Here is a 23,596-nt window from a genome sequence, read left to right as displayed (position 1 = left end):
CGGCTCATCCTTCCTCGGCGGTCGACGGATCGGCGACCGTGCAGATCATCTCGAGCAGTTCTTCGTGCACCCCGGGCGCCGCCGCGAGCACCGAGCCGGAGGTGATGGTCCACGGCTCGCCCGCCAGGTCGGTCACCACGCCGCCCGCCGCGCGGACCAGCGCGACGCCCGCCGCGTTGTCCCACGGGTGATGGCCGAACACGATCGCGCCGCCGAGCACCCCGGCGGCGGTGAAGGCCAGGTCGATGCCGGTGGAGCCGTGCATGCGCACCCGGGAGGACAGCCTGCTGAGCGGACCGAGCAGATCGAAGCGGAAGCGGCCGGGGATGCGACCGTCGGAATCGACGTTGAAGGCGCCGAATCCGATCATCGAGTCGGCCAGCTTCGCGGACGGCAGCGGCGCGAGCGGTTTGCCGTTGAGCAGCACCGGCCCGCCGCGCATCGCGGCGTAGCGCTGACCGAGGATCGGCAGCCAGGTCAGTCCGAGCACCGGTTCGCCGTCGCGTACCAGCGCGAGCAGCATGCCGGAGAGCGGGTGACCGGAGGAGTAGTTGAAGGTGCCGTCGATCGGGTCGAGCACCCAGGCGGTGCCGGCGGTGAGCTGCGGACCGCCGAATTCCTCGCCGTGCACCTCGATTCCGGTGCGCAGGGCCAGGCCCTCGGAGACGGTCCGTTCCAGCTCCAGGTCGAGTTCGGTGGCGAAGTCGTTGCGGCCCTTGGTGACCGCGCTCGGCGCGCCGAGCCCCTCGACGAAACGCCCACTGGCGTCGTCGAGGATCTCGCTCGCCACGGCGAGCAGTTCGGGAAGCTCCGCGATCGGGTTGGCAGCCATCGGTTTTCGGATCAGCGCACCGCGGCGAGCGCCTCGGGCAGGGTGAACCGGCCCGCGTACAGCGCCTTGCCGACGATCGCGCCTTCGACGCCGTCGGGCACCAGCCCGGCGATGGCGACCAGATCCTCGACGGTGGAGACGCCGCCGGAGGCGACCACCGGGGCGTCGGTCGCCGCGCACACGTCGCGGAGCAGGTCCAGGTTCGGGCCGGTCAGGGTGCCGTCCTTGGTGACGTCGGTGACCACGTAGCGCGAGCAGCCGTCGCGCTCCAGACGTTCGAGCACCTCCCACAGGTCGCCGCCGTCGCTGACCCAACCGCGGCCGCGCAGCCGGTGCTCGCCGTCGATGATGCGCACGTCGAGGCCGACGGCGATGCGCTCGCCGTGCCTGGCGATGGCGCTGGCGCACCACACCGGATCCTCCAGCGCGGCGGTGCCGAGGTTGACGCGGGCGCAGCCGGTGGCCAGCGCCGCCTCGAGGGATTCGTCGTCACGGATGCCGCCGGACAGCTCGACTCGCACGTCGAGTTCGCCGACCACCTCGGCGAGCAGTTCACGGTTGGAGCCGCGGCCGAACGCCGCGTCCAGGTCGACCAGGTGCACCCACTCGGCGCCCGCCTCCTGCCAGGCCAGTGCGGCGTCGCGGGGCGAGCCGTAGCTGGTCTCGCTGCCCGCCTCCCCCTGGACCAGGCGCACGGCTTCTCCATTGGCGACATCGACGGCAGGCAGCAGCACAAGACTCACTCCGAGCAGCATAGTCGGCCACTCCCCGCGCCCTACCTCCGGCCTGCGGAAACGCACCGGGTTCGGCGGCGGTCAAGATCGCGAGTGATCGTCCAGTATCCGGGTGAGCAGGCCGACCAGTTGGCGGCGCTCGGCGGCGGACAGCGCGGCGAGCAACTCGTCCTGCGCGATGTCGAGGCGCCCGTCCAGGTCGTCGAGATGGCGAGCGCCGGGGCGGGTCAGGGTGACGATGTTGCGGCGGCGATCACCGGGGTCGGGGCTGCGTTCCACGAAACCGCGGTCGGCCAGGTCGTTGAGCGCCGCGACGATGTCGCTGCGGTCGATGCGGGTGCGGCGGCCGAGATCGGCTTGGCTCGCTGGACCGAATTCGCGCAGCGTGGTGAGCAGGGCGTAGTGGTGTCGGCGCGATCCGGTGTCTTCCAGCGCCCGTTCCGTCGCCCGGTCGGCCACGATGGCGACCTGGTTGATCAGCCGGGTGGGCAGCGCGCGCAGCCTGCCCGCGACGCCATTGTGCGCGATCTCCATGGCACCAATCTAGCAACCCACTTGTTGGGGGGACCCACATTCGGTATCGTTGGCCATGCCAACGTTGGAGCCGCCAACATTCGATCCGAAAGGCCGTCGACATGAAGAAGATCCGCCTCGTCCTCCCTCTCGCCCTGTTGCCGATCGCGGCGCTCGCCGCCTGCTCGTCCACCGCGACGGCCGCCGACGCCGAGCGGCGGGAAATCCGAGAATTGTTGGACCGCAGCCACATCACCGCACTCGTCGACCGCCTCGGCCACGCGCTGGACGAAGGCGCGTTCGAGGACTTCCGGCAGATCTACACCGCCGACGCCAGCGCCACCACGCCCGGCGGTATGGCGCAGGGGGTCGACGCGATGATCGCGCAGGCGGGACGAAGTCACTCCGCGGACAAGAAGGTTCAGCACTTCATCAGCAATGTGATCGTCGATCTGCGCGGCGACACCGCCGCCGTCAGCGCCAATCTGCTGGCCACCTTCGCACCGGTGGTCGAGGGCACGCTCACCGAGCCGAAGTACACCCTGGGTGAGATCTACAGTTTCGACGCCGTGCGAACGGCGGAGGGATGGCGGCTTTCCCGGATACGAAGCACGCCGCAGTGGGCGATCGGTACGCGGTTCTAGCTCCGCAGCCCCGCGAAGCGCCCCACCGCAGGGTTGCCCGTCCTCGGGTCAGAGCGCCCGAAGTCGACGGTAGTCGAATGGTTGCGATTCGATCTTGAAAAGCCGCCATATGACTACCGTCGAATCCATTTCACTATCGACGGTAGTCAATCGAAGGTCAGCGCTTACGGCTCACAACGAGTCGATCCAGTTACGCAACAGATGAGCTCCCGCGTCGCCGGACTTCTCCGGGTGGAACTGCGTGGCGGACAAGGCACCGTTCTCCACCGCGGCGAGGAACGGCACCCCGTGCTCGGCCCAGGTGAGCTTCGGCGACGCGAAGTGCTCGCTCGGCGGAAGGTCCCAGGTCTGCGCGGCGTAGGAGTGGACGAAGTAGAACCGGGTATCGGCGTCCATGCCCTTGAACAGCACGCTGTCGGAAGGCGCCGACACGGTGTTCCACCCCATGTGCGGCAGCACCGGAGCGGACAACCGCTCCACCACGCCCGGCCATTCCGCGCACCCGTCGGTCTCCACGCCGAACTCCACGCCGCGCTCGAACAGGATCTGCATGCCGACGCAGATGCCGAGCACCGGACGCCCACCGGCCAGGCGCTGGCCGATGATGCGTTCGCCGCGCACCTCGCGCAGCCCCGCCATGCAAGCCGCGAACGCGCCGACGCCGGGCACCACGAGACCGTCTGCGGCCAGCGCGATCTGCGGGTCGGCAGTCACCTCGACGCGCGCACCAGCGCGCACCAGCGCCCGCTCCGCGGAGTGCAGGTTGCCGGAGCCGTAGTCCAGCAGGGCGACGGATTTCGTTGTCACAGCGTTCCCTTCGTCGACGGCACACCGCTCACCCGCGGGTCGAGCTCGACGGCGGCGCGCAGCGCTCGCGCCACGGCCTTGAACTCGGCCTCGGTGACGTGGTGCTGGTCGCGGCCGTAGAGCACCCGCACGTGCAGAGCGATCCGGGCGTTGAGCGCGATCGACTCGAAGACGTGGCGGTTGAGCACCGTGGAGTACGGCGCGCCCGGCTCCGAGCGCCCGCGCACCGGGCTGCCCGGGATCACCGCGTGCAGCAGGTGTTCCGGCTCGCCGGTGTGCACGCAGTACGGCCGACCCGACACGTCGACCGCCGCGTGCGCGAGGGTCTCGTCCATCGGGATGAAGGCGTCGCCGAAGCGGCGGATGCCGGACTTGTCACCCAGCGCCTTGCCGAGCGCCTGCCCGAACACGATGGCGGTGTCCTCCACCGTGTGGTGCGCCTCGATCTCGATGTCGCCCTCCGCGCGCACGGTCAGGTCGAAGCTGGCGTGCGCGCCGAGCGCGGTCAGCATGTGGTCGTAGAACGGGACGCCGGTGGAGATCTCGGTCTTGCCGGTGCCGTCCAGATCCAGTTCGACGACGATGCTGGATTCCTTGGTGATGCGCTCGACCCGCGCGGTCCTTGTCATCGGTGCTTCCTCCACGGGGTTCATCGGGGCGTGAGTTCGCTGCCTGCCAGCTCGCCGCTGACGCGCAGGAACTCGTCGTTCTCGGCGGCGAGGCCGATGGTCGCGCGCAGGTAGCCGGGGATGCCGACGTCGCGGATCAGCACGCCGCGGTCCAGGTATCGCTGCCAGGCCCGGCCCGCGTCGGCGAACCGGCCGAACAGCACGAAATTGGCGTCGCTGGGCACCACCTCGAAGCCCAGCTCGCCGAGCGCGGCCGCGACCCGGTCGCGCTGCGCCGCCAATTCCGCGACGCTGCCGAGAGTTTCGTCCGCGTGCCGCAGGGCCGCGCGCGCGGCGGCCTGGGTGACCACCGACAGGTGATAGGGCAGCCGCACCAGCAGCATCGCGTCGATCACCGCGGGCGCGGCGACGAGGTAGCCCAGGCGGCCGCCCGCGAACGCGAAGGCCTTGCTCATGGTGCGGCTCACCACCAGCTTCGCCGGGAATCGGTCGATCAGCGCGATCGCACTCGGCGCCGCCGAGAATTCGCCGTAGGCCTCGTCGACCACGACGATGCCGGGCGCCGCGTCGAGGATCCGCACCAGGTCGTCCTGCGGAATGCTGTGTCCGGTGGGGTTGTTCGGGCTGGTCACGAAGACCACGTCCGGCCTGCGTTCGGCGATGGCCGCCAGCGCGTAGTCGATGTCGAGGGAGAAATCGGCGTTGCGCTTGGCCTCGACCCACTCGGTGTCGATGCCCTCGGAGATGATCGGGTGCATCGAGTAGGACGGCACGAAACCCAGTGCGCTGCGGCCCGGTCCGCCGAAGGCCTGGAGCAGCTGCTGCAGGATCTCGTTGGAACCGTTGGCCGCCCAGACGTTCGCCGTATCCACCGTGACGCCGGTCTGGCGGGTGAGGTAGTTCGCCAGGTCGGTGCGCAGCGCCACCGCGTCGCGATCCGGGTAGCGGTGCAGATCCGCGGCGGCGGCGCGGATGGACTCGGCCACGTCGTCGATGAGCGCGCGGCTCGGCGGGTGCGGGTTCTCGTTGGTGTTCAACTGCACCGGAACGGTCAATTGCGGTGCGCCATAAGGCTTCTTGCCGCGCAGGTTCTCGCGCAGCGGCAGATCGTCCAGGCCGATCGCGGACCCGGGCGCAGTGAGCTGACCGGTCATGACAGGGTCTCGAATCGCACCGTGACGGCCTGGCCGTGCGCCGGAAGATCCTCGGCGTTGGCCAGCGCGACCACGTGCCCGGCGACATCCTTCAGCGCCGCCTCGGTGTACTCGACGACGTGGATGCCGCGCAGGAAGGTCTGCACGCTGAGTCCGGACGAGTGCCGCGCGCAGCCCGCGGTGGGCAGCACGTGGTTCGAGCCCGCGCAGTAGTCGCCGAGGCTGACCGGCGCGTACGGGCCGACGAAGATCGCGCCCGCGCTGCGCACCCGGGCCGCGACCGCGGACGCGTCGGCGGTCTGGATCTCCAGGTGCTCGGCCGCGTAGGCGTCGACCACGCGCAGGCCCTGGTCGATGTCGTCGACGAGCACGGTGCCGGACTGCTTGCCGGTCAACGCCTCTCGCACCCGGTGCCCGTGCTTGACCACCGTCATCTGAGTGCTCAGCGCGGCGTCCACCGCGTCGGCGAGCTCGACGCTGTCGGTCACCAGCACGCTGGCCGCCAGCACGTCGTGCTCGGCCTGGCTGATCAGGTCGGCCGCGACGTGCGACGGATCGGCGGTGGCGTCGGCCAGGATGGCGATCTCGGTGGGACCCGCTTCGGCGTCGATGCCGACCAAGCCGCGGCACAGCCGCTTGGCCGCGGTGACGTAGATGTTGCCCGGGCCGGTGATCAGGTCGACCGGCTCGAGTTCCGCGCCGTCGGTGTCGACGCCGCCGTAGGTGAGCAGCGCGACGCCCTGCGCGCCGCCGACCGCCCACACCTCCTCGACGCCGAGCAGTTGCGCGGCGGCCAGGATGGTCGGGTGCGGGAGCCCGCCGAACTGGGCCTGCGGCGGCGAGGCGACCACCAGCGAACCGACGCCCGCGGTCTGCGCGGGCACCACGTTCATCACCACGCTGGACGGGTAGACGGCGTTGCCGCCGGGCACGTACAGCCCGACTCGCTCCACCGGCACCCACCGTTCGGTGACCGTGCCGCCGGGCACCACCTCGGTGGTGGTGTCGGTGCGGCGCTGATCGGCGTGCACCGCGCGCGCCCGCGCGATCGACTCCTCCAGCGCGGCGCGCACCGCGGGGTCCAGCTCGTCGAGCGCCTTGACCAGCTCGGACCGCGGGACGCGGACGGTCGCCGGAATCACACCGTCGAACCGCTCACCGAACTCCAGCGCCGCCGAGACACCATGGTCGCGGACCGCCTCCACCACCGGACGCACCTGATGCAGCACCGAGTCCACGTCGACTCCCCCGCGCGGCAGCGCGGAGCGCAGCTCGGCAGCGGAAGGAGTACGACCGCGCAAGTCGACGCGGGCGAGCTCGATGCGGGATGTCATGTCGGTGTCGATCCTTGTCTGGAGCTGGTCACAACAGGAAAGTTGCCGCTACCAGCCTAGTGGACGCCGCCGGACGCCAGTCCGCCGCTAGCCCGCGCACGGCCGGAGCGAAGGCGGAGGTACGCCGGTGGGATCGCCGAACGCGACGCTCACCCGCAGCGGCGGCGCAGCTCGGCGACTCCCTCACCTTCGAGATCGTCGAGCGCCGCCGCGCGCCCGACCACCGCGAGAGTGAGCGCCTCCGCGGGCCCGCGTACCTCCGGCCCGCTGCCGTCGGCCCAGTCCAGGTCCGTGGCCACCAATCGCAAGCCCTTCCTGCGTCGCCCCGGCCGGACGAACGGGTCGGGATGTTCGACCAGGTAACGCAACCGTTCGGCCGGGATCGCACGGGTGCGGCCGAGCGGGCGGCGAATGTCCTGCTGGTGCACGAACAGGTCGGCAAGCACCAGGGCGGGACCGGACCGGGACAGCTTGCCCGCGGCGTTCTCGAACTTGTCGATCAGCTGGTCGGTCGACAGCGTCCGCGCCTTCCGGACCAGCCGATCGTTGACGCGGTCGATCGAGAGCCCGCACCGGATGACGATGCCCCCGTAGGTCAGCGGTGCGATCGTGTCGTACAGCAGATGCCCGACCACGTCCCGCACCGTCCACCCCGCGCACAGCGACGGCGTCTCCCATTCCTCCGCGCGCAGATCGCGCAGCAACGCGATGAGTTCGGCGCGTTCCTCCGCCAGCATCCCCCTGATCGTCATGCCGGAAGCCTACTCGGCCGCGAGCCTGCGGAGCTATAGGCAACCGCGCCAAGCCCTTTCAGGCGACCAGCCGTTTCACCCGATCGGCTCGGCCGAGATCCAGCCGAGCACCCGCACCGAAACCTCGCTGCGCGGCGAACGCGGCTGACGCGTTGCGACTCAGCGGGTTTCGCTGTCGATGAGCAGTCGCCCGCCGCTGTCCACGACACGCAGCACCAGCTGCTTGGACTCGCCCTCCACCGTCAGGTTGCCCAGTCGCATGTCCACCGAGCCGTCGGCGTTGTTGGAGCCGGTGGCCGCCTGGATGCTGGAGAACGTGTCGACGATGCGCGAGCCCCAGTAGTCGCGGAACGCCTGTTCACCGCCGTAGGCCTTCTGCGCCGCCGGGGTGAGCAGCGACCAGGACCCGCCGGGGTTGCTGTAGAAGTCGACGATCAGCTGACCGGCCGGTCCCCACTCGACGGTGCCCGCGCTCGGCGTGCGGCCGAGCGCCGGTGCCGTCGTGGTCGTCTTGCCGGAGGCCGTGGCGCTCGCCGACGGCGGAGTCGCCTGCGCCGCGGGAGAATTCGAGTCCGACTGGTTCAGGCTGCCGATCAGCAGCGCGGCGACGGCCACCACCGCGCCGACGACGCCGCCGATGAGCACCGCGCGGCGCTTGCCCGCCGAGGAGCCGGACGCCGGACGCGGCTGGGCCGCCGTCCTAGGATGCGCGGCCGTGTTCGGGTGGGCGGCGGCGCGCTGCGGCGGAGGCAGCGGACGGACATGCCGTTCGGTCGGCTGGTGGGTGGGCTGCGGCACGGGTGTGCGCAGCGCGCGCGTCGCCGCCTCCGAGGCCGACTGGCGCGCGAAAGTCTCACTGGCCGGGACGAATCCGACGGGCACCGGGTTGGCGCCGGAATCGGCGAAGGCGGCCAGCGTGTCGCGCGAGACGCGCATGCTCGGCCGTTCCTCCGGGTCCGGGTTCAGCAGCGCGAGCAGGAAATCGGTGGCAGGCCCCGCGTTACGCGGCTGGCTGACCTGACCGTTCGCCGCCGCGTAGAGCACCGCGAGCGGATTCGCGCTCGCGCCGTAGGGCGGTTCGCCCTCCAGCGCGTGAAAGAGTGTGGCGCCGAGCGAGAACACGTCGGCGGCGGGCGTCGGATCGGCGCCGCGGGCCACCTCGGGCGCGAGATAGGCGGCGGTGCCGCAGATCAGGCCGGTCTCGGTGAGCGTGACGTCGCCGGTGGCGCGGGAGATGCCGAAGTCGGTGATCTTGACCGTGCCGTGGTCGTCGAGCAGCACATTGCCCGGCTTCACGTCGCGGTGCACGATGCCCGCCTGGTGCGCGGCGATCAGCGCCGAGGCGACCTGCTCGCCGATGCGCGCGACCTGGGTCAGCGGCAGCGTGCCCTGTGCGGAGAGCACCGCGGCCAGGCTGCGCGACTTCAGGTACTCCATCACCAGGCACGGGTCGCCCTCGTGCTCGGTGATGTCGAACACCACGATCGCGTTGGGATGCTGGAAGCGCGCCGCGTTCCGGGCCTCGCGGGTCGCGCGCTGGCGCACGATGTCGCGTTCGGCCTCCGGCAGGCTCGCTTTTATGTGGATCTGCTTGATCGCCACGGAACGCCGGAGTCGCTCGTCGGTGGCACGCCAGACGACACCTGTGCCGCCGCTACCAATCCGCTCGACCAGGCGGTAATGCTCCGCGATCAACTGACCGGTATCGATGGCGCCTACTCCGAACCTTCTCGAAATCGTGACATCCCGCATATTGACCGCTGACGCGGCCCGCCGACGAGTGTAGCGGGCGCACCGAGCGCGGTCCGCGCCAGCCGGGATATATCCGCCGCCCAAATCACCCGAACGGCGGATGCCGAAGGTTACCGCGCCGCACGCAGCATCCGACCGGCGGCCTCCACCGCCGGACCCGAGCTGCCCGCGTCGCTGACGAACACCGCGAACGCCAGGTCACCGTCGATTCCGACGAACCAGCCGTGCGCGTGGGTGTCGTCGATGTATTCCGCGGTGCCGGTCTTGCCGAGCAGGCCGGGGATGTCGCGCAACTGCGTCGCGGTGCCGCCGGTGACGGTCTCGCGCATCATGGTCTTCAGCTGGTCGTCGACGGTCCCGGACAGCGGCTCCGGCTGCCGGTCGGCCACGCCGGGTCTGCCCTGCACCACGGTCGGCGTCGGCACCGAGCCGCGCGCGATCGAGGCGGCGACCAACGCCATGCCGAACGGCGAGGCTGTCACCTGTCCTTGACCGATGCTGGACTCGACGCGCTCGGCCGGGGTGTCGGCGGTGGGCACCTTGCCGGTGACCGTGGTCAAGCCGGGTGTGACGTAGTCGATGCCGAGTCCGAGCTGGGCGGCCGCCTTCGTCAGCCCGTCCGGCGGCAGCCGCACGCCGAGCATGCCCATGGTGGTGTTGCAGGAGCGGGCGAAGGCGGTGTGCAGCGGGACCTGGCCGAGATCGAAGTTGTCGTCGTTGGGGATTCGGCGGCCCTCGATGTCCGCGCTACCGGGGCAGGGCAACACCGTGTCGGGATTCACCTCACCCGCCTGGAGCGCGGCCGAGACGGTCACGGTCTTGAAGGTCGAGCCCGGCGGATACAGGCCGGTCAGCGCGATCGGGCCCTGCGCGTCCGCGGGGGCGTTCTGCGCCATGGCGAGCACGTTGCCGCTGGAGGGCTGTAGCGCGACGATCGCCGCGGGCTGGGCGATCGGCGCGAGCGCGTCCTCGGCGGCGCGCTGCAAACCGGTGCTCAACGTGGTGGCGATGTCGGCGGCCTGACGCGGATCCTCGCCCGCGACGCGTTCGGTGCCGGTGGGCGTCTTGGCCCGCACCGCCCAGCCCGCCGCCTCGTCGGCGTTCTGCTGCCACAGCTCGGTGATGCCGGTCATGGTCGGTGAGGAGAGTGCCTTGTCGACGGTCAGCAGCCGGGTCTGCGGTGCGAGAGTGACGCCGGGCAGCGCGGCCAGCGCGTCGTTGATCGGGGCGATGTCGGCGGCGCGCAGCGTGATCGCGGTGACCGGCTTGCCCTGCGCGAGTTCCGTCTCCAGGGACTGCGCGGTGATGCCAGGAGCCAGCGGGGCGAGCAGGGCCGCGACGGCGCCGGTGTCCACGCCGGGCGCGAGGTTCACCAGGGTGACGATCTGTTCGGTCATGAGATCGCCGCCCGCGCCGTCGAGAACGCGAGCGGGCTTGGCGAAGGCGGGTCCGTAGGTCAACGGGCCAGCGGCCAGGCCGGGCGCGACGGTGGCGGGATCCCAGCGGATCTTCCATCCGTCGTTCTCGGTGGCCTCGCCCACGGTGGTGTAGCTCCACTCGTCCCGGCCGCCCTTGCCCAGCTGCCAGGTGGCGGCGAGGGTGAAACCGTTCCCGTCGGTCGAGTTCACCTCGAAGGTGACTTCCTTGCCGAGACCGTCGTAGAGCTGATTCAACGTGGCGGTCGCCTCGGCGGGGTCGTCGGTGAGCGCGGCCGCCGCGGCGATGTCGTCGCGGTTCAGCGCGTCGGCGAACTGACCGGCCACGGTGTCCGGCTGTTCGGGCCCGGAACCGCACGCGGCGAGGGCGAGCACGGGCGCTGCGAACAGAACCAGGATCTTCCGGTGGATGCGCACCCAGCCGACGGTAACCGAATCGTCCGTCGGCGCGGCGTACCCGCGCCGACGGTGTCGCGCTCAGCGGTCGAGCCAGGGCGCTGTGCTCAGCGTGGCGGCGTCGGCCGGATCGAGTTCGATGTCGAAGAACTCCTCCAGGATCTTGGGCAGTTCCCCCGGCTCCAGCGCACGGGTTTCGCTCGATCCGTCGGGGCGTTCGGTGACGAGGGTCAGGCCGTCGAGCACGTGGTGGACATCGGGCAGGAAGCGTTGGACGAACGGGCGCGCGGTGAACGGCGAGCGCGCCGAGGTGGACACGAAGTGGTTCCCCACCTCGAAGTCGATGCGGTACTGCGGTTCGGTCGTGAAGGTGTAGCGGTCGATCCAGCCGTCGCGGCCGAACTGGTGCAGCACCCACAGGTCGGTGTCCAGCTCGCCGACGGTGCGTTCGAGGCGGAATCGCCACTGGCCCAAGGCGAACTCGCCGGGGCGTTCGACCAGCTCGTACGGCTCGAGCGGGCCGGAACCGAACCCGACGTCGCAGAGCCAGACGCGGTCGTCGTCCGCGGTCGTCACGCGCAGCAGGGCGTGCGTCGCCGGTCGCAATCCGCCGGAGCCCATCGTCACCCGGCCGCTGAGTCCGGTGACCCCGAATCCGAGGCGTTCCAGCGCGGCGGCGAAGAGTCCGACGTTCTCGTAGCAGTAGCCGCCGCGACGGCGGCGCACCAGCTTGTCCTGCAAGGTGGCCAGATCCAGCGGGATCGGGCGACCGAGCACCGGCTCCAGGTTCTCGAACGGAATGGAAGTGGTGTGCAGGTAGACGAGTTCGCGCAGCGTCGCGAGGGTGGGGGCACGTTCGCCGTCGAAGCCGATCCTGGCCAGATAGGCGTCCAGGTCCAACTCCGCGCCGTTCCAGTGATATGCGGCATCCGCCGGCTTGCTCATCTCACGCCTCTCTTCGTCGGTGTCGAACCGAACAACCGGCGCGTGGCGCCAAGTGTTCCGCCGCGTTTCGGGCAAGCCCGCCGAGGCGCAGGCCGTCGTGCAGATCGGCATCATGATCGGCAATGCCGACGGGTCCTTCGACCAGGCCGAGGTCGCGGCGGCGCGCGAGGCTTGTCAGGCGCTGCGGCTGGACCCGAGCCAGTTCGGGCTCTGAGCGCCGCCACGAGTCGACGCTGGATGTCGGAGGCGGCGGTTAGTATTCGCCTATGCGTTCGATAGATGCCGCCGAGCGGCGCGCGCGACTGGGAGTGCGGCACCGGCTGGCGGACGCGCACCGCACCGACGACATCGCGAATATCGCGAGGTCACTGGTGGTTTTGCACGCCACCGATCCGGCCACGGTGTTCCTTTCCCTCGGCGCGCGCAGCCTCCACGCGACGCCCGCCGAAGTAGAGCGCGAGCTGTACGACGAGCGGACGCTGCTGCGCATGCTCGCGATGCGCCGGACCATGTTCGTCGCGCCCGTCGAGCTGGTTCCGGTGCTCCAGGCCGCGTGCGCGAACGCGTTGGCGGACAAGCAACGCAAGACCTACGGACGTTTTCTCGAGCACGCCGGTATCGGCGACGGCGATGTCGCGAGCTGGTGGGCCGAGGTCGAAGAGGAGACCCACCGCGCGTTGCTCGCTCGCGGCGCCGCCACCGGCGCGCAGCTCGGCAAGGACGTGCCGCGGCTGCGCACCCAGGTGAATACCGCACCGGACAAGGCGTATTCGAAGCCGACCAATATCACGACCTGGGTACTCGTCACCCTGGGCTGCGAGGGTCGCATCGTGCGCGGGCGGCCGAACGGCAGCTGGGCGAGCAGCCAGTACCTGTGGGCGCCGGTGGAATCGTGGCTGCCCGAGGGCGTCGCGGAACTGCCCGCCGAGGAGGCGCGCGCCGAACTGGTGCGGAAGTGGTTGGCCGCCTTCGGCCCGGCCCCGCTCAGCGACCTCAAATGGTGGACGGGCTGGTCACTGGCCGAGGTACGCAAGGCGCTGGCCCGGTTGGAGGTGGCGGAGGTCGACTTGGACGGCACCCCCGGCCTCGTCCTCGCCGACGACGTCGAACCCGTTGCGCCGCCCGAGGATTGGGCTGCACTCCTCCCGGCCCTCGATCCGACCCCGATGGGCTGGCAGTCCCGCGACTGGTACCTCGGCCCGCACGCCGCGTCCCTCTTCGACCGCAATGGCAACATCGGCCCCACCCTCTGGTGGAACGGCCGCATCGTCGGCGGCTGGGCGCAGCGCAAAGACGGCGAGATCGTCTGGCGCCTCCTGGAAGACGTCGGCTCCGAAGCGAAGTCGCGCATCGAAGCCGAAGCCGCCCGCACCGCGAAGTGGTTCGGCCCCGTTCGCACCATCCCTCGCTTCCGCACCCCGCTGGAACGCGAACTCACCGCCTGATACCCACCACTTCGCCGACCCCGGCGTCGCTGCTCGCGACCACACGTGCGGGCCGAACGTCTCCGCACCGCGACCAGCCACACCTTCCCTCGCCTGGCGTCCCGAGCGTTCTCGGCCTCGCACACCTCGGCACGCCGTGCACGATCCGATTGCCTGCAAAGCGCGCAAAGTCTGCGAAGCCACCAGCCCCACAGGGCACGCCGCATAGCAAGCGCTGGCACTGTTGCGCGCGGACGGCACTGGCAACTCCGAGCCGCTAGGAGCCGCGCCCGGATCCGACAAACAAGCACCGCGGCTCGACCCGGCACCCGCGTGTGGAGACGCATCGCCACCCAGCGTGCACCCGCCTCACCAGGCTTGCCGCCCTGCGAGGCGGGTGACGAGCATGTGCCGAACTCAGGGGGCGGCGGCTTCGTCGACCGCAGGTGTCGAGACCGGCTCTGCGCGCCCGCGGATGGATGCGGTCGTGGCCAAGGCCAACAGGAGCAGCCCCGCGCAGGCATAGGCGGTGAGCGCGAGACCGGAGGACATGGACTCGCGGGCGGCCTCGGCGATCGGGGCGGTGGCGGGGTCGGCGGCCAGCGCGGGGATGGCCGATCCGGCGCTGGCCGTGACCGCGTCGGTCAGGCTTTCGGCGGCGGGCGTGTCCGCCAGACGGTCACGCAGGTCGCTGCCGAGCACGCTGAAGAAGAGCGTGGTGAGCACGGCGATGCCGAGCGCGGAGCCGAGTTCCCTTGCCGCGCTTTGGATGCCCGACCCTTGGCCAGCGCGTTCGCCGGGCACTTCGGCGAGCACCACGTTCGTCACTTGCGCGGTCGCGAAGCCGACGCCCACGCCGTAGACGAACAGCGCGAGGACGATGGCCCACCATCGCGTGTCCGTGGCCGCGACGAGCGCGAGCAAGGCCAGCCCCGCGGCCTCCAGCACCAGGCCGATGCGCACCTGCGCCATCGCCGACGCGGTCATCCCGAAACTGGCCCCGCTGGCGACGAAACTGCCGACCGCCAGCGCGGCGAGGGCGAGCCCGGTCTGGAAGGCCGTATAGCCGAGGGTGAACTGCATCCACAACGGCAGCACCGCGATGATCCCGAATTCACCGACGCCCACCACGAGCGTGACCACATTGCCGTTGCGGAACGAGACGATCCCGAACAGCCGGACGTCCAGCAGGGGTTCACCACCCGTCCGCACCAGCCTCCGCTGCCGCCGCCAGAAGAGCGCCAGCGTGCCCATCGCCACGAGGAACGCGACGAGCACCGGCGACGGCCCACCGCGCCAGGCCACCCCACCGACGACGAGCGGCTCGATCGTGCGCACCCACCCGTAGTGGCGCCCCTCGATCAACGCGAACGACAGCAGGCCGAGGCCGAGCACCGACAGCGCCGCACCGCGCAGATCCACACCTCCGCCGACCCGCGGCGCACGTCCGCGCCGGTCGTGCGCGGGACCGTCGACGGACTGCGCCAGTCCGTGCCGATCAGGCACGAACCGCAGCACCGCAGCCACTATGACGAGCACCAGCGGAATGTTGATGCCGAACGCCCACCGCCACGAGAGGTCGGCCAGCCAGCCACCGAGCAGCGGACCAACCGCCGCCGCGGCGCCGATCGTCGAACCCCAGATCGCGAACGCCTTGGCGCGCGCCGGACCCGCGAAGCCCGCGTTCACCAAGGCCAGCGAGGTCGGCAGGATCAGCGCGCCGCCGACGCCCTGGAGGAAGCGCGCGGCGATGAGCGCGCCGCCGTTCGGCGCCGCGGCGGCCAGCAGGCTGGTAACGCCGAAGATCACCAGTCCGATCACGAAAAGCCTTCGCGCACCGTACAAGTCGGCGAGGCGACCGGTGACCAACAGCAGCGCCGCGAAGACGATGGCGTAGGACTCCTGGATCCATTGCGCCTCGATCGAGGTGATGCCCAGGTCGTCGATGATCGGGGCGACGATCACGTTGACGATCGTCAGGTCCACGACGATCAGCGCGACACCCAACGAGACTGCGATCAGCCCGAACCAGTGCCGGGCGGGAGGTGTATCGGTTTCGGTTGGCAATTTACCTCCATCATCAAATTACTTTATGATGAAGGTATTCCGCGTCGGGGTAAGTTGTCAATTTGTGCGGGCGCGCCCGTGCCCATCGAGGGAAGGAGTGCCGGTGTCGAACGACCCTGCGGCGCAACGCGAACGACTCGCCGACGTCCTGCTGTCCTACGGCGCGAGCTTCGCCGAGCTCGGCCGCCGGTTCGCCGCGGAACTCGGCGTGCATTCCACCGACGCTTTCGCGCTGCGGGAGATCACCTCCGCGGAGACGCTCGGCACGCCGATCTCACCGGCATTGCTGAGCAAGCGCATCGCGCTGACCTCGGGCGCGATGAGTTCACTGCTCAACCGGCTGGAAGACGCCGGATACATCACCCGCACCCGCGAGCACACCGACCGGCGCGTGGTCACGCTGCGCACGAGCGGGCAGGTCAAGGAGCGGGCCGACGAATTCTTCCGCCCGTGCAACGAACGCCAGGACGCGATCCTCGCCGAGTACCCGCCCGAGATCCTGGATCAGTTCGAGACACTGCTGCGGCGACTGACCACGAGCTTGACGAGCTGACGCACGCCGCTCCACCGACCGCAGGCTCGACAAGCCGACGCCCACGCCGATCCGCCGACCCCGCACCCGGCACCCCGCACCCCGCACCCCGCACCCCGCACCCGGCGAGCCGATACCCGCGCCGATCCGCCGACGGCGAGCTGACACCGCGCGACGGTACGTTGAATGCCGTGGAGATTCGCCGGTTCACCGAGCCCGATCGCGACGAACTACGCGCCCTGGCCCGCCGTGCCGGTTCCGGAGCGCCGACCGAATCACTCTGGGGGCACGCGGAATCCGAGGCGGCGGTGTACCTCGACCCCTATCTGGACATCGAACCGCGCTCGCTGTTCGTCGCGGTGCGAGACGGCGCGCTGGTCGGCTATCTCGCGGGCTGCGTGGACAGCGCGGCGTTCCCCACCGAAGACGAGCGCATCGAAGCGGCGATTCGCCGGTACCGCTTGGTGTTCCGGCGTGGGCCCGCCGCGTTCTTCGTGCGCGCCGCACTCGACGCGTTGAGCGCGAAGCTGCGCCGCCGACCCACCGCGGGCGACTTCACCGACCCGCGCTGGCCCTCACACCTGCACATCAACGTGGCCGAGGAGGGCCGGGGCACCGGCGCGGCCGACGGACTGATCGAGCGCTTCCTCGAGCACGCCGCCGCGGCCGGATCCCCCGGCTGCCACCTGCAAACTCTCGTCGAGAACACCCGCGCCGTAAGGTTTTTCGAGCGGATGGGCTTCACCGAGCACGGTACGGCGCCGCTGGTCCCCGGCCTGCGCTATCAGGGCAAGCGGGTGTATCAGCGAACGATGGTCCGCGCCCTCTGATCAGCGCGGGCCGACCAGGGCCTAGCCGACCGGACGCGCGAGGTTCACTCCGGAGGTCCGCCGCCACGCTTGGAGAAGTGCGCCTTCTCCGCCCGCTCCATCAGCCGCATGAACTGATCCGTACGCAGGTGGACGAGTTCCTCGTGGTCCCCGGCCTCGAAATAGACGTCGGGCACCGTGGTGAGGCTTTCGTCCATCAGCGTCTGCACGCCGTACGCGGTGCAGACGGCCGGGATCGCGCCGACCTCGCAGTCCTTGAAGACCGAGCGAAGTTCGGACTCCTTGGCGAGGACCAGATGCCGTCCGGTCTGCGCCCAGAGCTTCGACAGGCGCAGGTGATGGGTCGATGGCAGCACCGCGCCGACGTAGCCCTGATCGTCCTCGAGCATGATCGTCTTTGCGAGACGATCAGCGGGGATATTGGCCACCGACGCGGTATGGGCGCTGGTGTAGCTGTGCGGATGACGCACGACCTCGTATTCGACGCCCGCGTCGCGCAGGCATTCCTCCACCGTCGATGACATGGACATTGCGGACCTCCACTCGTTAGCTGGCGCGCCACCGCGTCCCGGTGACAATGGCAGTCGGATGAACCGCGTCAAGCTGTTCTACGAGTAAGTTTGCGCCTTTTGCCGACGAATGCCGACCCCCATTTGCGATCGGATTGCTGGCGAGCGCTCAGCGACGGTCGGCACGCGCCTCTCGGCGCGGCCGTACCCCGCTCACATATCCAAACCGAGGTCCAGCACCCGCACCGAGTGCGTCAACGCCCCCACCGCGAGGTAGTCGACGCCGGTGCGCGCGTAGTCCGCCGCCATCTCCAAGGTCAGCCCACCCGAGGACTCCAGCTTGGTCTCCGGCGCGACGGCATTGCGCCGCTGCACGGCCGCCTGGGTCTGCCAGAGCGGAAAGTTGTCCAGCAGCACCAGTTCCACGTTCTCGGCGAGCACGGCGTCGAGCTGCTCCAGGCTGTCGACCTCCACTTCGCACGGCAGATCCGGCGCCAGTTCACGCACCGCGCGCAGCGCGGCGACCACCGAACCCGCCGCGACGACGTGGTTGTCCTTGATCAGCGCCGCGTCGCCCAGCCCCATCCGGTGGTTCACCCCGCCGCCGACCCGCACCGCGTACTTCTGCAGGCCGCGCAGGCCGGGCAGCGTCTTGCGGCTGTCGCGAATCGCGCACCTGGTGCCCTCGACCTCGTCGACCCACGCCGCGGTTGCGGTGGCGATGCCGGACAGGTGGCACATCAGGTTGAGCATGGTGCGCTCGGCCGTCAGCAGCCCGCGCGTCGGCGCGACGACGCCGAGGACTACGTCACCCGCGTGTACCCGGGTCCCGTCGGCCACCCGCTCGGTGATCTCGTATTCGCTCGCGCCGATCACCTCGTCGAGCACGAGCAGCCCCACGTCGATGCCCGCGACGGTGCCCGGCTGACGGGAGACCACCGAGGCCTTCACCGCCGCGTCGGCGGGCACGGTCGCCATCGTGGTGACGTCCGGTCCGTAGCGCAGGTCCTCGTCCAGCGCGGTGCGAATGAGCGCGAGCACCTCGTCACGGTCCAGTGCGGCGTCCAGCGCCATCAGCGCACTCCTACTCTGTCGGCCCGCGACGGACGCGGGCGAAAGTCGATATCGGGGTTCACGGAATCGCCAGGGTCAGCGCCGGGGCCTCGGGGTCGTCGGCCAGGCGGGAAGCCAGCGACTCCCCTTCCGGTGAGCCGCCGACCAGGAAGACGTCCGGTCGCCCGTCGGCGTCCAGGCGAATCGGAATGCTGTGCCGCAGCGCCTCGTTCGACTCCGGATGATCGGATCGCGTGTGACAGCCGCGGCTTTCGGTGCGGGCCGCCGCGGCGAGCAGCAGCACGCGGGCGGTGAGCGTCAGCGCGCCGTCCTCCAGTTCGGCGATTCGGCGAGCGGCCAGGTCCTCCGGCGCGGGCGGCACGACGACACTGTCACCGGCGAACCGGCTCGACATGCCGCGCAGCACAGCGCGTTCCAAGGTCGCCGTCGCGCTCGCGAGCCCGTCCCGGTCCCGCACCACGGCGGCGTGCGCGGTCATCGCCTGCTGTAGCGCCGCGCGCGGCGCCCGCGGCATGGTGCGTGGCCGCACGTCGGTGACCTCCGCGGGCGCGCCGAGGCGCTCCACGGCCGCCGCACCGACCCGTTCGCCGACGACCAGACCCTCGAGAAGACTGTTGGACGCCAACCGATTCGCGCCGTGCAACCCGGTCCGCGCCACTTCTCCCGCGGCGTACAGCCCGGGCACCCCGGTCCGGCCGTGCGCATCGGTGACAACGCCTCCGCACTGATAGTGCGCCGCGGGCGCGACGGGAATCAGACCAGCGCGCGGGTCGATCCCCGCGGCGAGGCAGGAGGCGGTGATCGTCGGAAAACGTTGCGCGAAACCATCGATCGAGCGCGCGTCGAGGAAGACGTGATCCGTGCCCAGCTCGCGCATCCGCTCGGCGATAGCCCTGGAGACCACGTCGCGCGGCGCGAGATCGCCGCGCGGATGCACCCCCGCGGTCACCGGATTGCCCTCGGCGTCGACGAGAGTCGCGCCCTCACCGCGCACCGCCTCGCTGATCAGCGGCCGCCGCCCCAGCCCGCCGGGCGTGTACAGCACGGTCGGGTGGAACTGCACGAATTCCAGATCCGCGACCGCCGCACCGGCCCACAGCGCGAGCGCGACGCCGTCGGCGGTCGCGCCGGCCGGATTCGTGCTCAGCGCGTAGAGCTGGCCGAGCCCGCCGGTGGCGAGCAGCACGGCCGGAGTGTGCACCACGCCGAAACCCTTGTCGGACACCGCGATCACACCCTGCACCCCGCCCGGGCCGGTGACCACCTCGCAGGCCGCCGCGCCGAACAGCACGGGCAGACCCGCCGCGTTGAGCGCGCGCTGCACCTCCGCGCCGGTCGCGTCGCCGCCCGCGTGGATGATGCGGCGGGTGCTGTGCCCGCCCTCCCTGGTGCGCGAGATCTGGCCGTCGCGACCGAGATCGAACACCGCGCCGAGGTCGGTCAGCGCCGCGACGGCCGCCTGCCCGCCCTCGACGATGGCGCGCACCGCGCTCGTCTCGCACAGCCCGGCGCCCGCCTCCACCGTGTCCCGTACGTGCGATTCGATCGAATCACCGTGCGGCGCTACGACGGCGATGCCGCCCTGTGCGTACTGGGTGGAGGTGTCGATCGGGCCGCCCTTGCTGAGCGCGAGGACCCGCAGCCCGCGCAGCGACGCGGTGCGGGCCGCCGTCAGTCCGGCGACGCCGCCGCCGACCACCACCAGGTCGGCCGAGGCCTCCCACTCGATTACCGGAGCATTCATCTCCGCCAGCCTCTCGTTCCGAGCTCGGACGCGAACATCGCCGCGCCCGCCGAGGTCATGCGGCGCCGCTACACGCCCGCCGCATGTCGTCGGCGTCGGCTCACTCGCCGCCGCCCGGATTGCCGATCGCGATCATCCGCTGCACCGAACTACGGCCGAGCGCCGCGGTTTCCAGATCCACGTGCACCTCGTCGGCGCCCTCCACCAGGCAGCGCAGCAGCGCGGCGGGGGTGATCATCTTCATGTACTTGCAGGAGGCGCGGTCGTTGACCGCCTGGAAGTCGATGCCGGGCGCGGCCTTGCGCAGCTGGTGCAGCATGCCGACCTCGGTGGCGACCAAGACCTGGCTCGACTTGGCGGCCTTCGCGGCGTCGATCATGCCGCCGGTGGACAGAATGTGCACCCGGTCGGCCGGGAACGCGCCCTCGCCCGCCAGGTACAGCGCCGAGGTGGCGCAGCCGCACTCGGGGTGCACGAACAACTCGGCGTCCGGGTGGCTGCGCGCCTGCTCGGTGAGCTCGTCGCCGTTGATGCCCGCGTGCACGTGGCACTCGCCCGCCCAGATCTGCATGTTCTCCCGGCCGGTCACGCGCTTGACGTGCGCGCCGAGGAACTGGTCGGGCAGGAACAGCACCTCGCGGTCGGGGTCGATGGAGGCGACCACGTCCACGGCGTTGGAGGAGGTGCAGCAGATGTCGGTGAGCGCCTTCACCTCGGCGGTGGTGTTCACATAGGACACCACGACCGCGTTCGGGTGCTCGGCCTTCCAGGCGCGCAGCTCGGCGGCGCTGATCGAGTCGGCCAGCGAGCAGCCCGCGCGCTGATCCGGGATCAGCACGGTCTTCTCCGGGCTGAGGATCTTCGCGGTCTCGGCCATGAAGTGCACGCCGCAGAAGACGATGGTGTCCTCGGGCGCCTCGGCCGCGATCCGCGACAGCGCCAGCGAGTCGCCGACGTGATCGGCCACGTCCTGGATCTCGGGCAGCTGGTAGTTGTGCGCGAGAATGGTCGCGTTGCGCTCCCGCGCCAGACGCTTGACCTCCTGCGCCCACTCGGGCGTCGCCGCGACACCCGTGTAGCCCGAGGGCCCGTCGAATACCTGCCCCATCAGCGGAGGCGCCAGTTTCGCACCCGTCGTCGCCATGATGGCTCCCTTCCTCGTGCGGCCGGCAACACCGCCGATTCGCACTCAACCAGGTTTTCGACTTACAATCGAAAACGTGGCCCATAGTAGCACCATCCACGAATCGCTCACCGCGGTGTTCCAGGTTCGCCGCTTCCCCACAAATAAAGGCGCAGGTCAGAGCGCTGCGAGCGGTGTCATGGGCCCGTGCCCGCCCGATCAGCGCACCGAGCTCGCGGTGTTGCTGTGGGAGCGCGCGCTCGACCCGCAGAAGGACACTTGGTCGCTGCCGGGCGGGCGATTGGGCGACGACGAGGATCTGGACGCCTCCGCGCGCCGCCAGCTGGCCGAGAAGGTCGACGTGCGCGAGCTGACGCATCTGGAGCAGCTCTCGGTCTTCAGCAATCCCGAGCGCGTGCCGGGCCCGCGCCGCATCGCGTCGGCCTATCTCGGCCTCGTCCCGCTGACCGCCGAACCGGAACTGCCCGCCGACACCGCGTGGCACCCGGTCTCGGCGCTGCCCGCGATGTCCTTCGATCACGGCACGGTCGTCGACCACGCCCGTACCCGGCTGGCCGCCAAGCTCTCCTACACCAACATCGCCTTCGCACTCGCCCCGTCCGCGTTCACCATGTCGACGCTGCGCGAAATCTACTGCGCGGCATTGGGTTACGACGTCGACACCACCAACCTCCAGCGCGTCCTCGCGCGCCGCAAGGTGATCACCCCCACCGGCGCCACCGCCGCCCCCGGCCGCGCGGGCGGCCGCCCCGCCGCCGTCTACCGCTTCAGCGACTCCGGCCTCCGCGTCACCGACGAATTCGCCGCCCTCCGCCCCCGAGCCGAGTGAGCGTCGACCCATCGCGTGAATCTAAGTTAGAATGAATCTAAGTAAGATTCCATCTACGTTTATCCACTGGAGGACTGGTGGAGTTCGCGGGCCGAGCAGCCGACCTCGACATTCTCGCTCAACAGCGCGTCCTCGTCACCGAGAAGGCCGGGGCCACACGAGGTCGAGCGGTCATCCTGACCGGCCGTCGACGGGTCGGGAAGTCGAGGCTCGTCCAGGAGTTCTGCGATCGATCGAAGCTCCCTTACGTCGTCTTCCAGGCCACCCGCGGACGCAACCCCGGAGCCGAGCGCGCGGACTTCATCTCCACCGTCGCCCACTCCACACTCGGTGACGCGGAACTGGTATCCGGCCTGCAGGCCACCGACTGGAACCAAGCGCTGCGCGCCCTGGCCATTGCGATCCCCGACGACTCTCCCACCATCGCGGTGATCGACGAGGTGCCATGGCTGGTCGAGCAGGACGGCGAGTACGAGGGTGCGCTGCAGACCGTGTGGGACCGCCACCTGTCGGCCAAGCCCGTTCTCCTGATTCTGGTCGGCAGCGATATCTCGGTGATGGAGGCGGTGCAGTCCCGCGAGCGCCCGTTCTTCGGGCGAGCCGCCAAAATGACCGTCGAACCTCTCCATCTGGCCGACGTTCAGGCGATGACCGAACTCGACGCGGCCGGTGCCGTCGACGCTCTGCTGATCACCGGCGGCTTCCCAGAGATCGTTCAGTCGTGGCGGCCCGGCATGAGCAGGGTCGACTTCCTACGCGCTTCGACGGACAACCCGCTGTCACCGCTGCTCGTGGCAGGCGAACTGACGCTGCTCGGCGAATTTCCGGAAGCCTCGCGATCGCGCGCGGTGCTCGAGGCGGTCGGCAGCGGCGAGCGCACTTTCAGCACCATCGCGGCGCAGGCAGGCGGAGTGGGCGCACTGCCCGCCGGAACCTTGACGCCGCTGCTCACTACCTTGCGATCCAAACGAATCGTCGCGGCCGATATCCCGCTGTCGACCAAACCCGACAGCAAGAACAAGCGCTACCGCATCGCCGATTCGTACCTTCGATTCTGGCTTGCCTTCCTACAGCGCGGAATCCCTCTGATCGAACGAGGCCGCGGCGATCTCGCTCGCACGCGTATCGAACGATCCTGGACGGCCTGGCGTGGACGTGCCGTCGAACCACTGATTCGCGAATCGCTACTGCGCCTGCTGCCCGATGAGCGTTGGCCCGATGCCGAGGCGGTCGGTGGGTGGTGGAACCGGCAGAACAATCCGGAGATCGATCTCGTCGGCGCTGATCGTGAGCCGGTCGCCGGTGCGGTCCACTTCCTCGGATCGATCAAGTGGCTGGAGGATCGCCCGTTCGATCGCCACGACTACGACGCCCTCGCCCGGGCGATACTCTCGGTGCCTGGAGCCGACCCTCGCACCCCGCTCGTCGCGGTATCCCGCGCAGGTCTCGGAGCCGAACTCCCGCTGGCGATGCATTGGGGTCCCGAAGATCTCGTCGCCGCTTGGCGCTGAAGCG

General features: G+C 70.2%; 24 protein-coding genes. 8 read left to right on the top strand and 16 right to left on the bottom strand.

The genetic code is table 11. The annotated features are described in order from the left end of the window. Positions 1-4: 4 nt before the first annotated feature. From AB0H49_RS32890 to AB0H49_RS32880, 3 genes are all read right to left on the bottom strand, one after another. Positions 5-832, bottom strand: a complete 828-nt coding sequence (locus tag AB0H49_RS32890) for an inositol monophosphatase family protein (RefSeq protein ID WP_355004126.1) — start codon at positions 830-832, stop codon at positions 5-7. 11 nt (positions 833-843) lie between these two features. Continuing rightward, positions 844-1,575, bottom strand: a complete 732-nt coding sequence (gene priA, locus AB0H49_RS32885; protein ID WP_355004127.1) for a bifunctional 1-(5-phosphoribosyl)-5-((5-phosphoribosylamino)methylideneamino)imidazole-4-carboxamide isomerase/phosphoribosylanthranilate isomerase PriA — start codon at positions 1,573-1,575, stop codon at positions 844-846. 72 nt (positions 1,576-1,647) lie between these two features. After that, positions 1,648-2,100: a MarR family transcriptional regulator gene (locus AB0H49_RS32880; RefSeq protein ID WP_355004128.1), complete on the bottom strand. Its 453-nt coding sequence runs from the start codon at positions 2,098-2,100 to the stop codon at positions 1,648-1,650. Positions 2,101-2,201: 101 nt separating this feature from the next. Here AB0H49_RS32880 and AB0H49_RS32875 point away from each other — a divergent pair, with 101 nt between their 5' ends. After that, positions 2,202-2,723, top strand: coding sequence for a nuclear transport factor 2 family protein (locus tag AB0H49_RS32875; protein ID WP_357256740.1), 522 nt, complete (start codon positions 2,202-2,204; stop codon positions 2,721-2,723). 171 nt (positions 2,724-2,894) lie between these two features. Here the strand turns inward: AB0H49_RS32875 and hisH are convergent, their stop codons facing one another. From hisH to AB0H49_RS32850, 5 genes are all read right to left on the bottom strand, one after another. Next, the gene (hisH, locus tag AB0H49_RS32870; RefSeq protein WP_355004130.1) at positions 2,895-3,530 is read right to left on the bottom strand and encodes an imidazole glycerol phosphate synthase subunit HisH; all 636 of its coding nucleotides are present in this window, start codon (positions 3,528-3,530) and stop codon (positions 2,895-2,897) included. After that, complete coding sequence (gene hisB, locus AB0H49_RS32865; protein ID WP_141812686.1) at positions 3,527-4,159, bottom strand: imidazoleglycerol-phosphate dehydratase HisB; 633 nt, start codon at positions 4,157-4,159, stop codon at positions 3,527-3,529. The genes hisH and hisB overlap by 4 nt, the downstream gene beginning before the upstream one ends. Positions 4,160-4,179: 20 nt before the next feature. Beyond that, positions 4,180-5,313 carry a histidinol-phosphate transaminase gene (locus tag AB0H49_RS32860; RefSeq protein ID WP_357256737.1) on the bottom strand — a complete coding sequence of 378 codons (1,134 nt, stop codon included), beginning with the start codon at positions 5,311-5,313 and terminating at the stop codon, positions 4,180-4,182. Next, on the bottom strand, positions 5,310-6,647 hold the full coding sequence (gene hisD / locus AB0H49_RS32855; RefSeq protein ID WP_357256735.1) for a histidinol dehydrogenase: 1,338 nt from the start codon (positions 6,645-6,647) through the stop codon (positions 5,310-5,312). The genes AB0H49_RS32860 and hisD overlap by 4 nt, the downstream gene beginning before the upstream one ends. 149 nt (positions 6,648-6,796) lie before the next feature. Further along, positions 6,797-7,399: a maleylpyruvate isomerase family mycothiol-dependent enzyme gene (locus AB0H49_RS32850; RefSeq protein WP_357256733.1), complete on the bottom strand. Its 603-nt coding sequence runs from the start codon at positions 7,397-7,399 to the stop codon at positions 6,797-6,799. Here AB0H49_RS32850 and AB0H49_RS32845 point away from each other — a divergent pair. Beyond that, complete coding sequence (locus AB0H49_RS32845; RefSeq protein WP_357256731.1) at positions 7,398-7,547, top strand: hypothetical protein; 150 nt, start codon at positions 7,398-7,400, stop codon at positions 7,545-7,547. The two genes, AB0H49_RS32850 and AB0H49_RS32845, sit on opposite strands and share 2 nt — an antisense overlap. 11 nt (positions 7,548-7,558) lie before the next feature. On the opposite strand, the gene AB0H49_RS32840 is transcribed toward AB0H49_RS32845, so the two are convergent. The 3 genes from AB0H49_RS32840 to AB0H49_RS32830 form a co-directional block, all read right to left on the bottom strand. Then, positions 7,559-9,094: a protein kinase gene (locus AB0H49_RS32840; protein WP_355004134.1), complete on the bottom strand. Its 1,536-nt coding sequence runs from the start codon at positions 9,092-9,094 to the stop codon at positions 7,559-7,561. Between the two features lie 167 nt (positions 9,095-9,261). Beyond that, positions 9,262-11,004, bottom strand: coding sequence for a penicillin-binding transpeptidase domain-containing protein (locus AB0H49_RS32835; RefSeq protein WP_357256729.1), 1,743 nt, complete (start codon positions 11,002-11,004; stop codon positions 9,262-9,264). A gap of 60 nt (positions 11,005-11,064) precedes the next feature. Beyond that, positions 11,065-11,928: an arylamine N-acetyltransferase gene (locus tag AB0H49_RS32830; RefSeq protein WP_357256727.1), complete on the bottom strand. Its 864-nt coding sequence runs from the start codon at positions 11,926-11,928 to the stop codon at positions 11,065-11,067. Between the two features lie 19 nt (positions 11,929-11,947). Here AB0H49_RS32830 and AB0H49_RS32825 point away from each other — a divergent pair, with 19 nt between their 5' ends. Continuing rightward, the gene (locus AB0H49_RS32825; protein ID WP_357256725.1) at positions 11,948-12,142 is read left to right on the top strand and encodes a TerB family tellurite resistance protein; all 195 of its coding nucleotides are present in this window, start codon (positions 11,948-11,950) and stop codon (positions 12,140-12,142) included. A 52-nt stretch (positions 12,143-12,194) separates the two neighbouring features. Next, positions 12,195-13,373 carry a winged helix DNA-binding domain-containing protein gene (locus AB0H49_RS32820; RefSeq protein WP_357256723.1) on the top strand — a complete coding sequence of 393 codons (1,179 nt, stop codon included), beginning with the start codon at positions 12,195-12,197 and terminating at the stop codon, positions 13,371-13,373. 396 nt (positions 13,374-13,769) lie between these two features. Here the strand turns inward: AB0H49_RS32820 and AB0H49_RS32815 are convergent, their stop codons facing one another. Continuing rightward, positions 13,770-15,419, bottom strand: a complete 1,650-nt coding sequence (locus AB0H49_RS32815; RefSeq protein ID WP_357256721.1) for an MFS transporter — start codon at positions 15,417-15,419, stop codon at positions 13,770-13,772. A 103-nt stretch (positions 15,420-15,522) separates the two neighbouring features. On the opposite strand from AB0H49_RS32815, the gene AB0H49_RS32810 reads away from it, so the two are divergent. Both AB0H49_RS32810 and AB0H49_RS32805 read left to right on the top strand, forming a co-directional pair. After that, entirely contained in the window at positions 15,523-15,972 is a 450-nt protein-coding gene (locus AB0H49_RS32810) for a MarR family transcriptional regulator (RefSeq protein ID WP_355004139.1), read from the top strand. A 170-nt stretch (positions 15,973-16,142) separates the two neighbouring features. Next, positions 16,143-16,781 carry a GNAT family N-acetyltransferase gene (locus tag AB0H49_RS32805; RefSeq protein ID WP_357256719.1) on the top strand — a complete coding sequence of 213 codons (639 nt, stop codon included), beginning with the start codon at positions 16,143-16,145 and terminating at the stop codon, positions 16,779-16,781. A gap of 44 nt (positions 16,782-16,825) precedes the next feature. On the opposite strand, the gene AB0H49_RS32800 is transcribed toward AB0H49_RS32805, so the two are convergent. The 4 genes from AB0H49_RS32800 to nadA form a co-directional block, all read right to left on the bottom strand. Next, on the bottom strand, positions 16,826-17,311 hold the full coding sequence (locus AB0H49_RS32800; RefSeq protein ID WP_355004141.1) for a YbaK/EbsC family protein: 486 nt from the start codon (positions 17,309-17,311) through the stop codon (positions 16,826-16,828). Positions 17,312-17,503: 192 nt separating this feature from the next. Next, positions 17,504-18,364, bottom strand: coding sequence for a carboxylating nicotinate-nucleotide diphosphorylase (nadC, locus tag AB0H49_RS32795; RefSeq protein ID WP_357256716.1), 861 nt, complete (start codon positions 18,362-18,364; stop codon positions 17,504-17,506). A 58-nt stretch (positions 18,365-18,422) separates the two neighbouring features. After that, a complete protein-coding gene (locus tag AB0H49_RS32790) occupies positions 18,423-20,108 on the bottom strand; it encodes an L-aspartate oxidase (RefSeq protein ID WP_357256714.1) in 1,686 nt (561 codons plus the stop codon). 100 nt (positions 20,109-20,208) lie between these two features. Beyond that, positions 20,209-21,252 (bottom strand): quinolinate synthase NadA, encoded by a 1,044-nt coding sequence (nadA, locus tag AB0H49_RS32785; protein ID WP_355004144.1) that lies wholly within the window; start codon positions 21,250-21,252, stop codon positions 20,209-20,211. A gap of 76 nt (positions 21,253-21,328) precedes the next feature. On the opposite strand from nadA, the gene AB0H49_RS32780 reads away from it, so the two are divergent. Together AB0H49_RS32780 and AB0H49_RS32775 are read left to right on the top strand one after the other, a co-directional pair. Then, positions 21,329-22,081: an NUDIX domain-containing protein gene (locus tag AB0H49_RS32780; RefSeq protein ID WP_357256712.1), complete on the top strand. Its 753-nt coding sequence runs from the start codon at positions 21,329-21,331 to the stop codon at positions 22,079-22,081. Positions 22,082-22,158: 77 nt separating this feature from the next. Continuing rightward, positions 22,159-23,592: an ATP-binding protein gene (locus AB0H49_RS32775; RefSeq protein ID WP_357256710.1), complete on the top strand. Its 1,434-nt coding sequence runs from the start codon at positions 22,159-22,161 to the stop codon at positions 23,590-23,592. Positions 23,593-23,596 lie beyond the last annotated feature (4 nt).

Source organism: Nocardia sp. NPDC050713, assembly GCF_040654315.1.
Classification (GTDB): domain Bacteria; phylum Actinomycetota; class Actinomycetes; order Mycobacteriales; family Mycobacteriaceae; genus Nocardia.
This window is presented reverse-complemented; position numbering and strand designations above follow the sequence as displayed.

What these genes read in the sequence shown, in the direction of transcription:
- AB0H49_RS32890 (WP_355004126.1), bottom strand. Translation starts at nt 832, where the DNA reads ATGGCTGCCAACCCGATCGCGGAGCTTCCCGAACTGCTCGCCGTGGCG.
- AB0H49_RS32880 (WP_355004128.1), bottom strand. Translation starts at nt 2,100, where the DNA reads ATGGAGATCGCGCACAATGGCGTCGCGGGCAGGCTGCGCGCGCTGCCC.
- AB0H49_RS32875 (WP_357256740.1), top strand. Translation starts at nt 2,202, where the DNA reads ATGAAGAAGATCCGCCTCGTCCTCCCTCTCGCCCTGTTGCCGATCGCG.
- hisB (WP_141812686.1), bottom strand. Translation starts at nt 4,159, where the DNA reads ATGACAAGGACCGCGCGGGTCGAGCGCATCACCAAGGAATCCAGCATC.
- AB0H49_RS32860 (WP_357256737.1), bottom strand. Translation starts at nt 5,313, where the DNA reads ATGACCGGTCAGCTCACTGCGCCCGGGTCCGCGATCGGCCTGGACGAT.
- hisD (WP_357256735.1), bottom strand. Translation starts at nt 6,647, where the DNA reads ATGACATCCCGCATCGAGCTCGCCCGCGTCGACTTGCGCGGTCGTACT.
- AB0H49_RS32845 (WP_357256731.1), top strand. Translation starts at nt 7,398, where the DNA reads ATGCCGGAAGCCTACTCGGCCGCGAGCCTGCGGAGCTATAGGCAACCG.
- AB0H49_RS32850 (WP_357256733.1), bottom strand. Translation starts at nt 7,399, where the DNA reads ATGACGATCAGGGGGATGCTGGCGGAGGAACGCGCCGAACTCATCGCG.
- AB0H49_RS32830 (WP_357256727.1), bottom strand. Translation starts at nt 11,928, where the DNA reads ATGAGCAAGCCGGCGGATGCCGCATATCACTGGAACGGCGCGGAGTTG.
- AB0H49_RS32820 (WP_357256723.1), top strand. Translation starts at nt 12,195, where the DNA reads ATGCGTTCGATAGATGCCGCCGAGCGGCGCGCGCGACTGGGAGTGCGG.
- AB0H49_RS32800 (WP_355004141.1), bottom strand. Translation starts at nt 17,311, where the DNA reads ATGTCCATGTCATCGACGGTGGAGGAATGCCTGCGCGACGCGGGCGTC.
- nadC (WP_357256716.1), bottom strand. Translation starts at nt 18,364, where the DNA reads ATGGCGCTGGACGCCGCACTGGACCGTGACGAGGTGCTCGCGCTCATT.
- AB0H49_RS32790 (WP_357256714.1), bottom strand. Translation starts at nt 20,108, where the DNA reads ATGAATGCTCCGGTAATCGAGTGGGAGGCCTCGGCCGACCTGGTGGTG.
- nadA (WP_355004144.1), bottom strand. Translation starts at nt 21,252, where the DNA reads ATGGCGACGACGGGTGCGAAACTGGCGCCTCCGCTGATGGGGCAGGTA.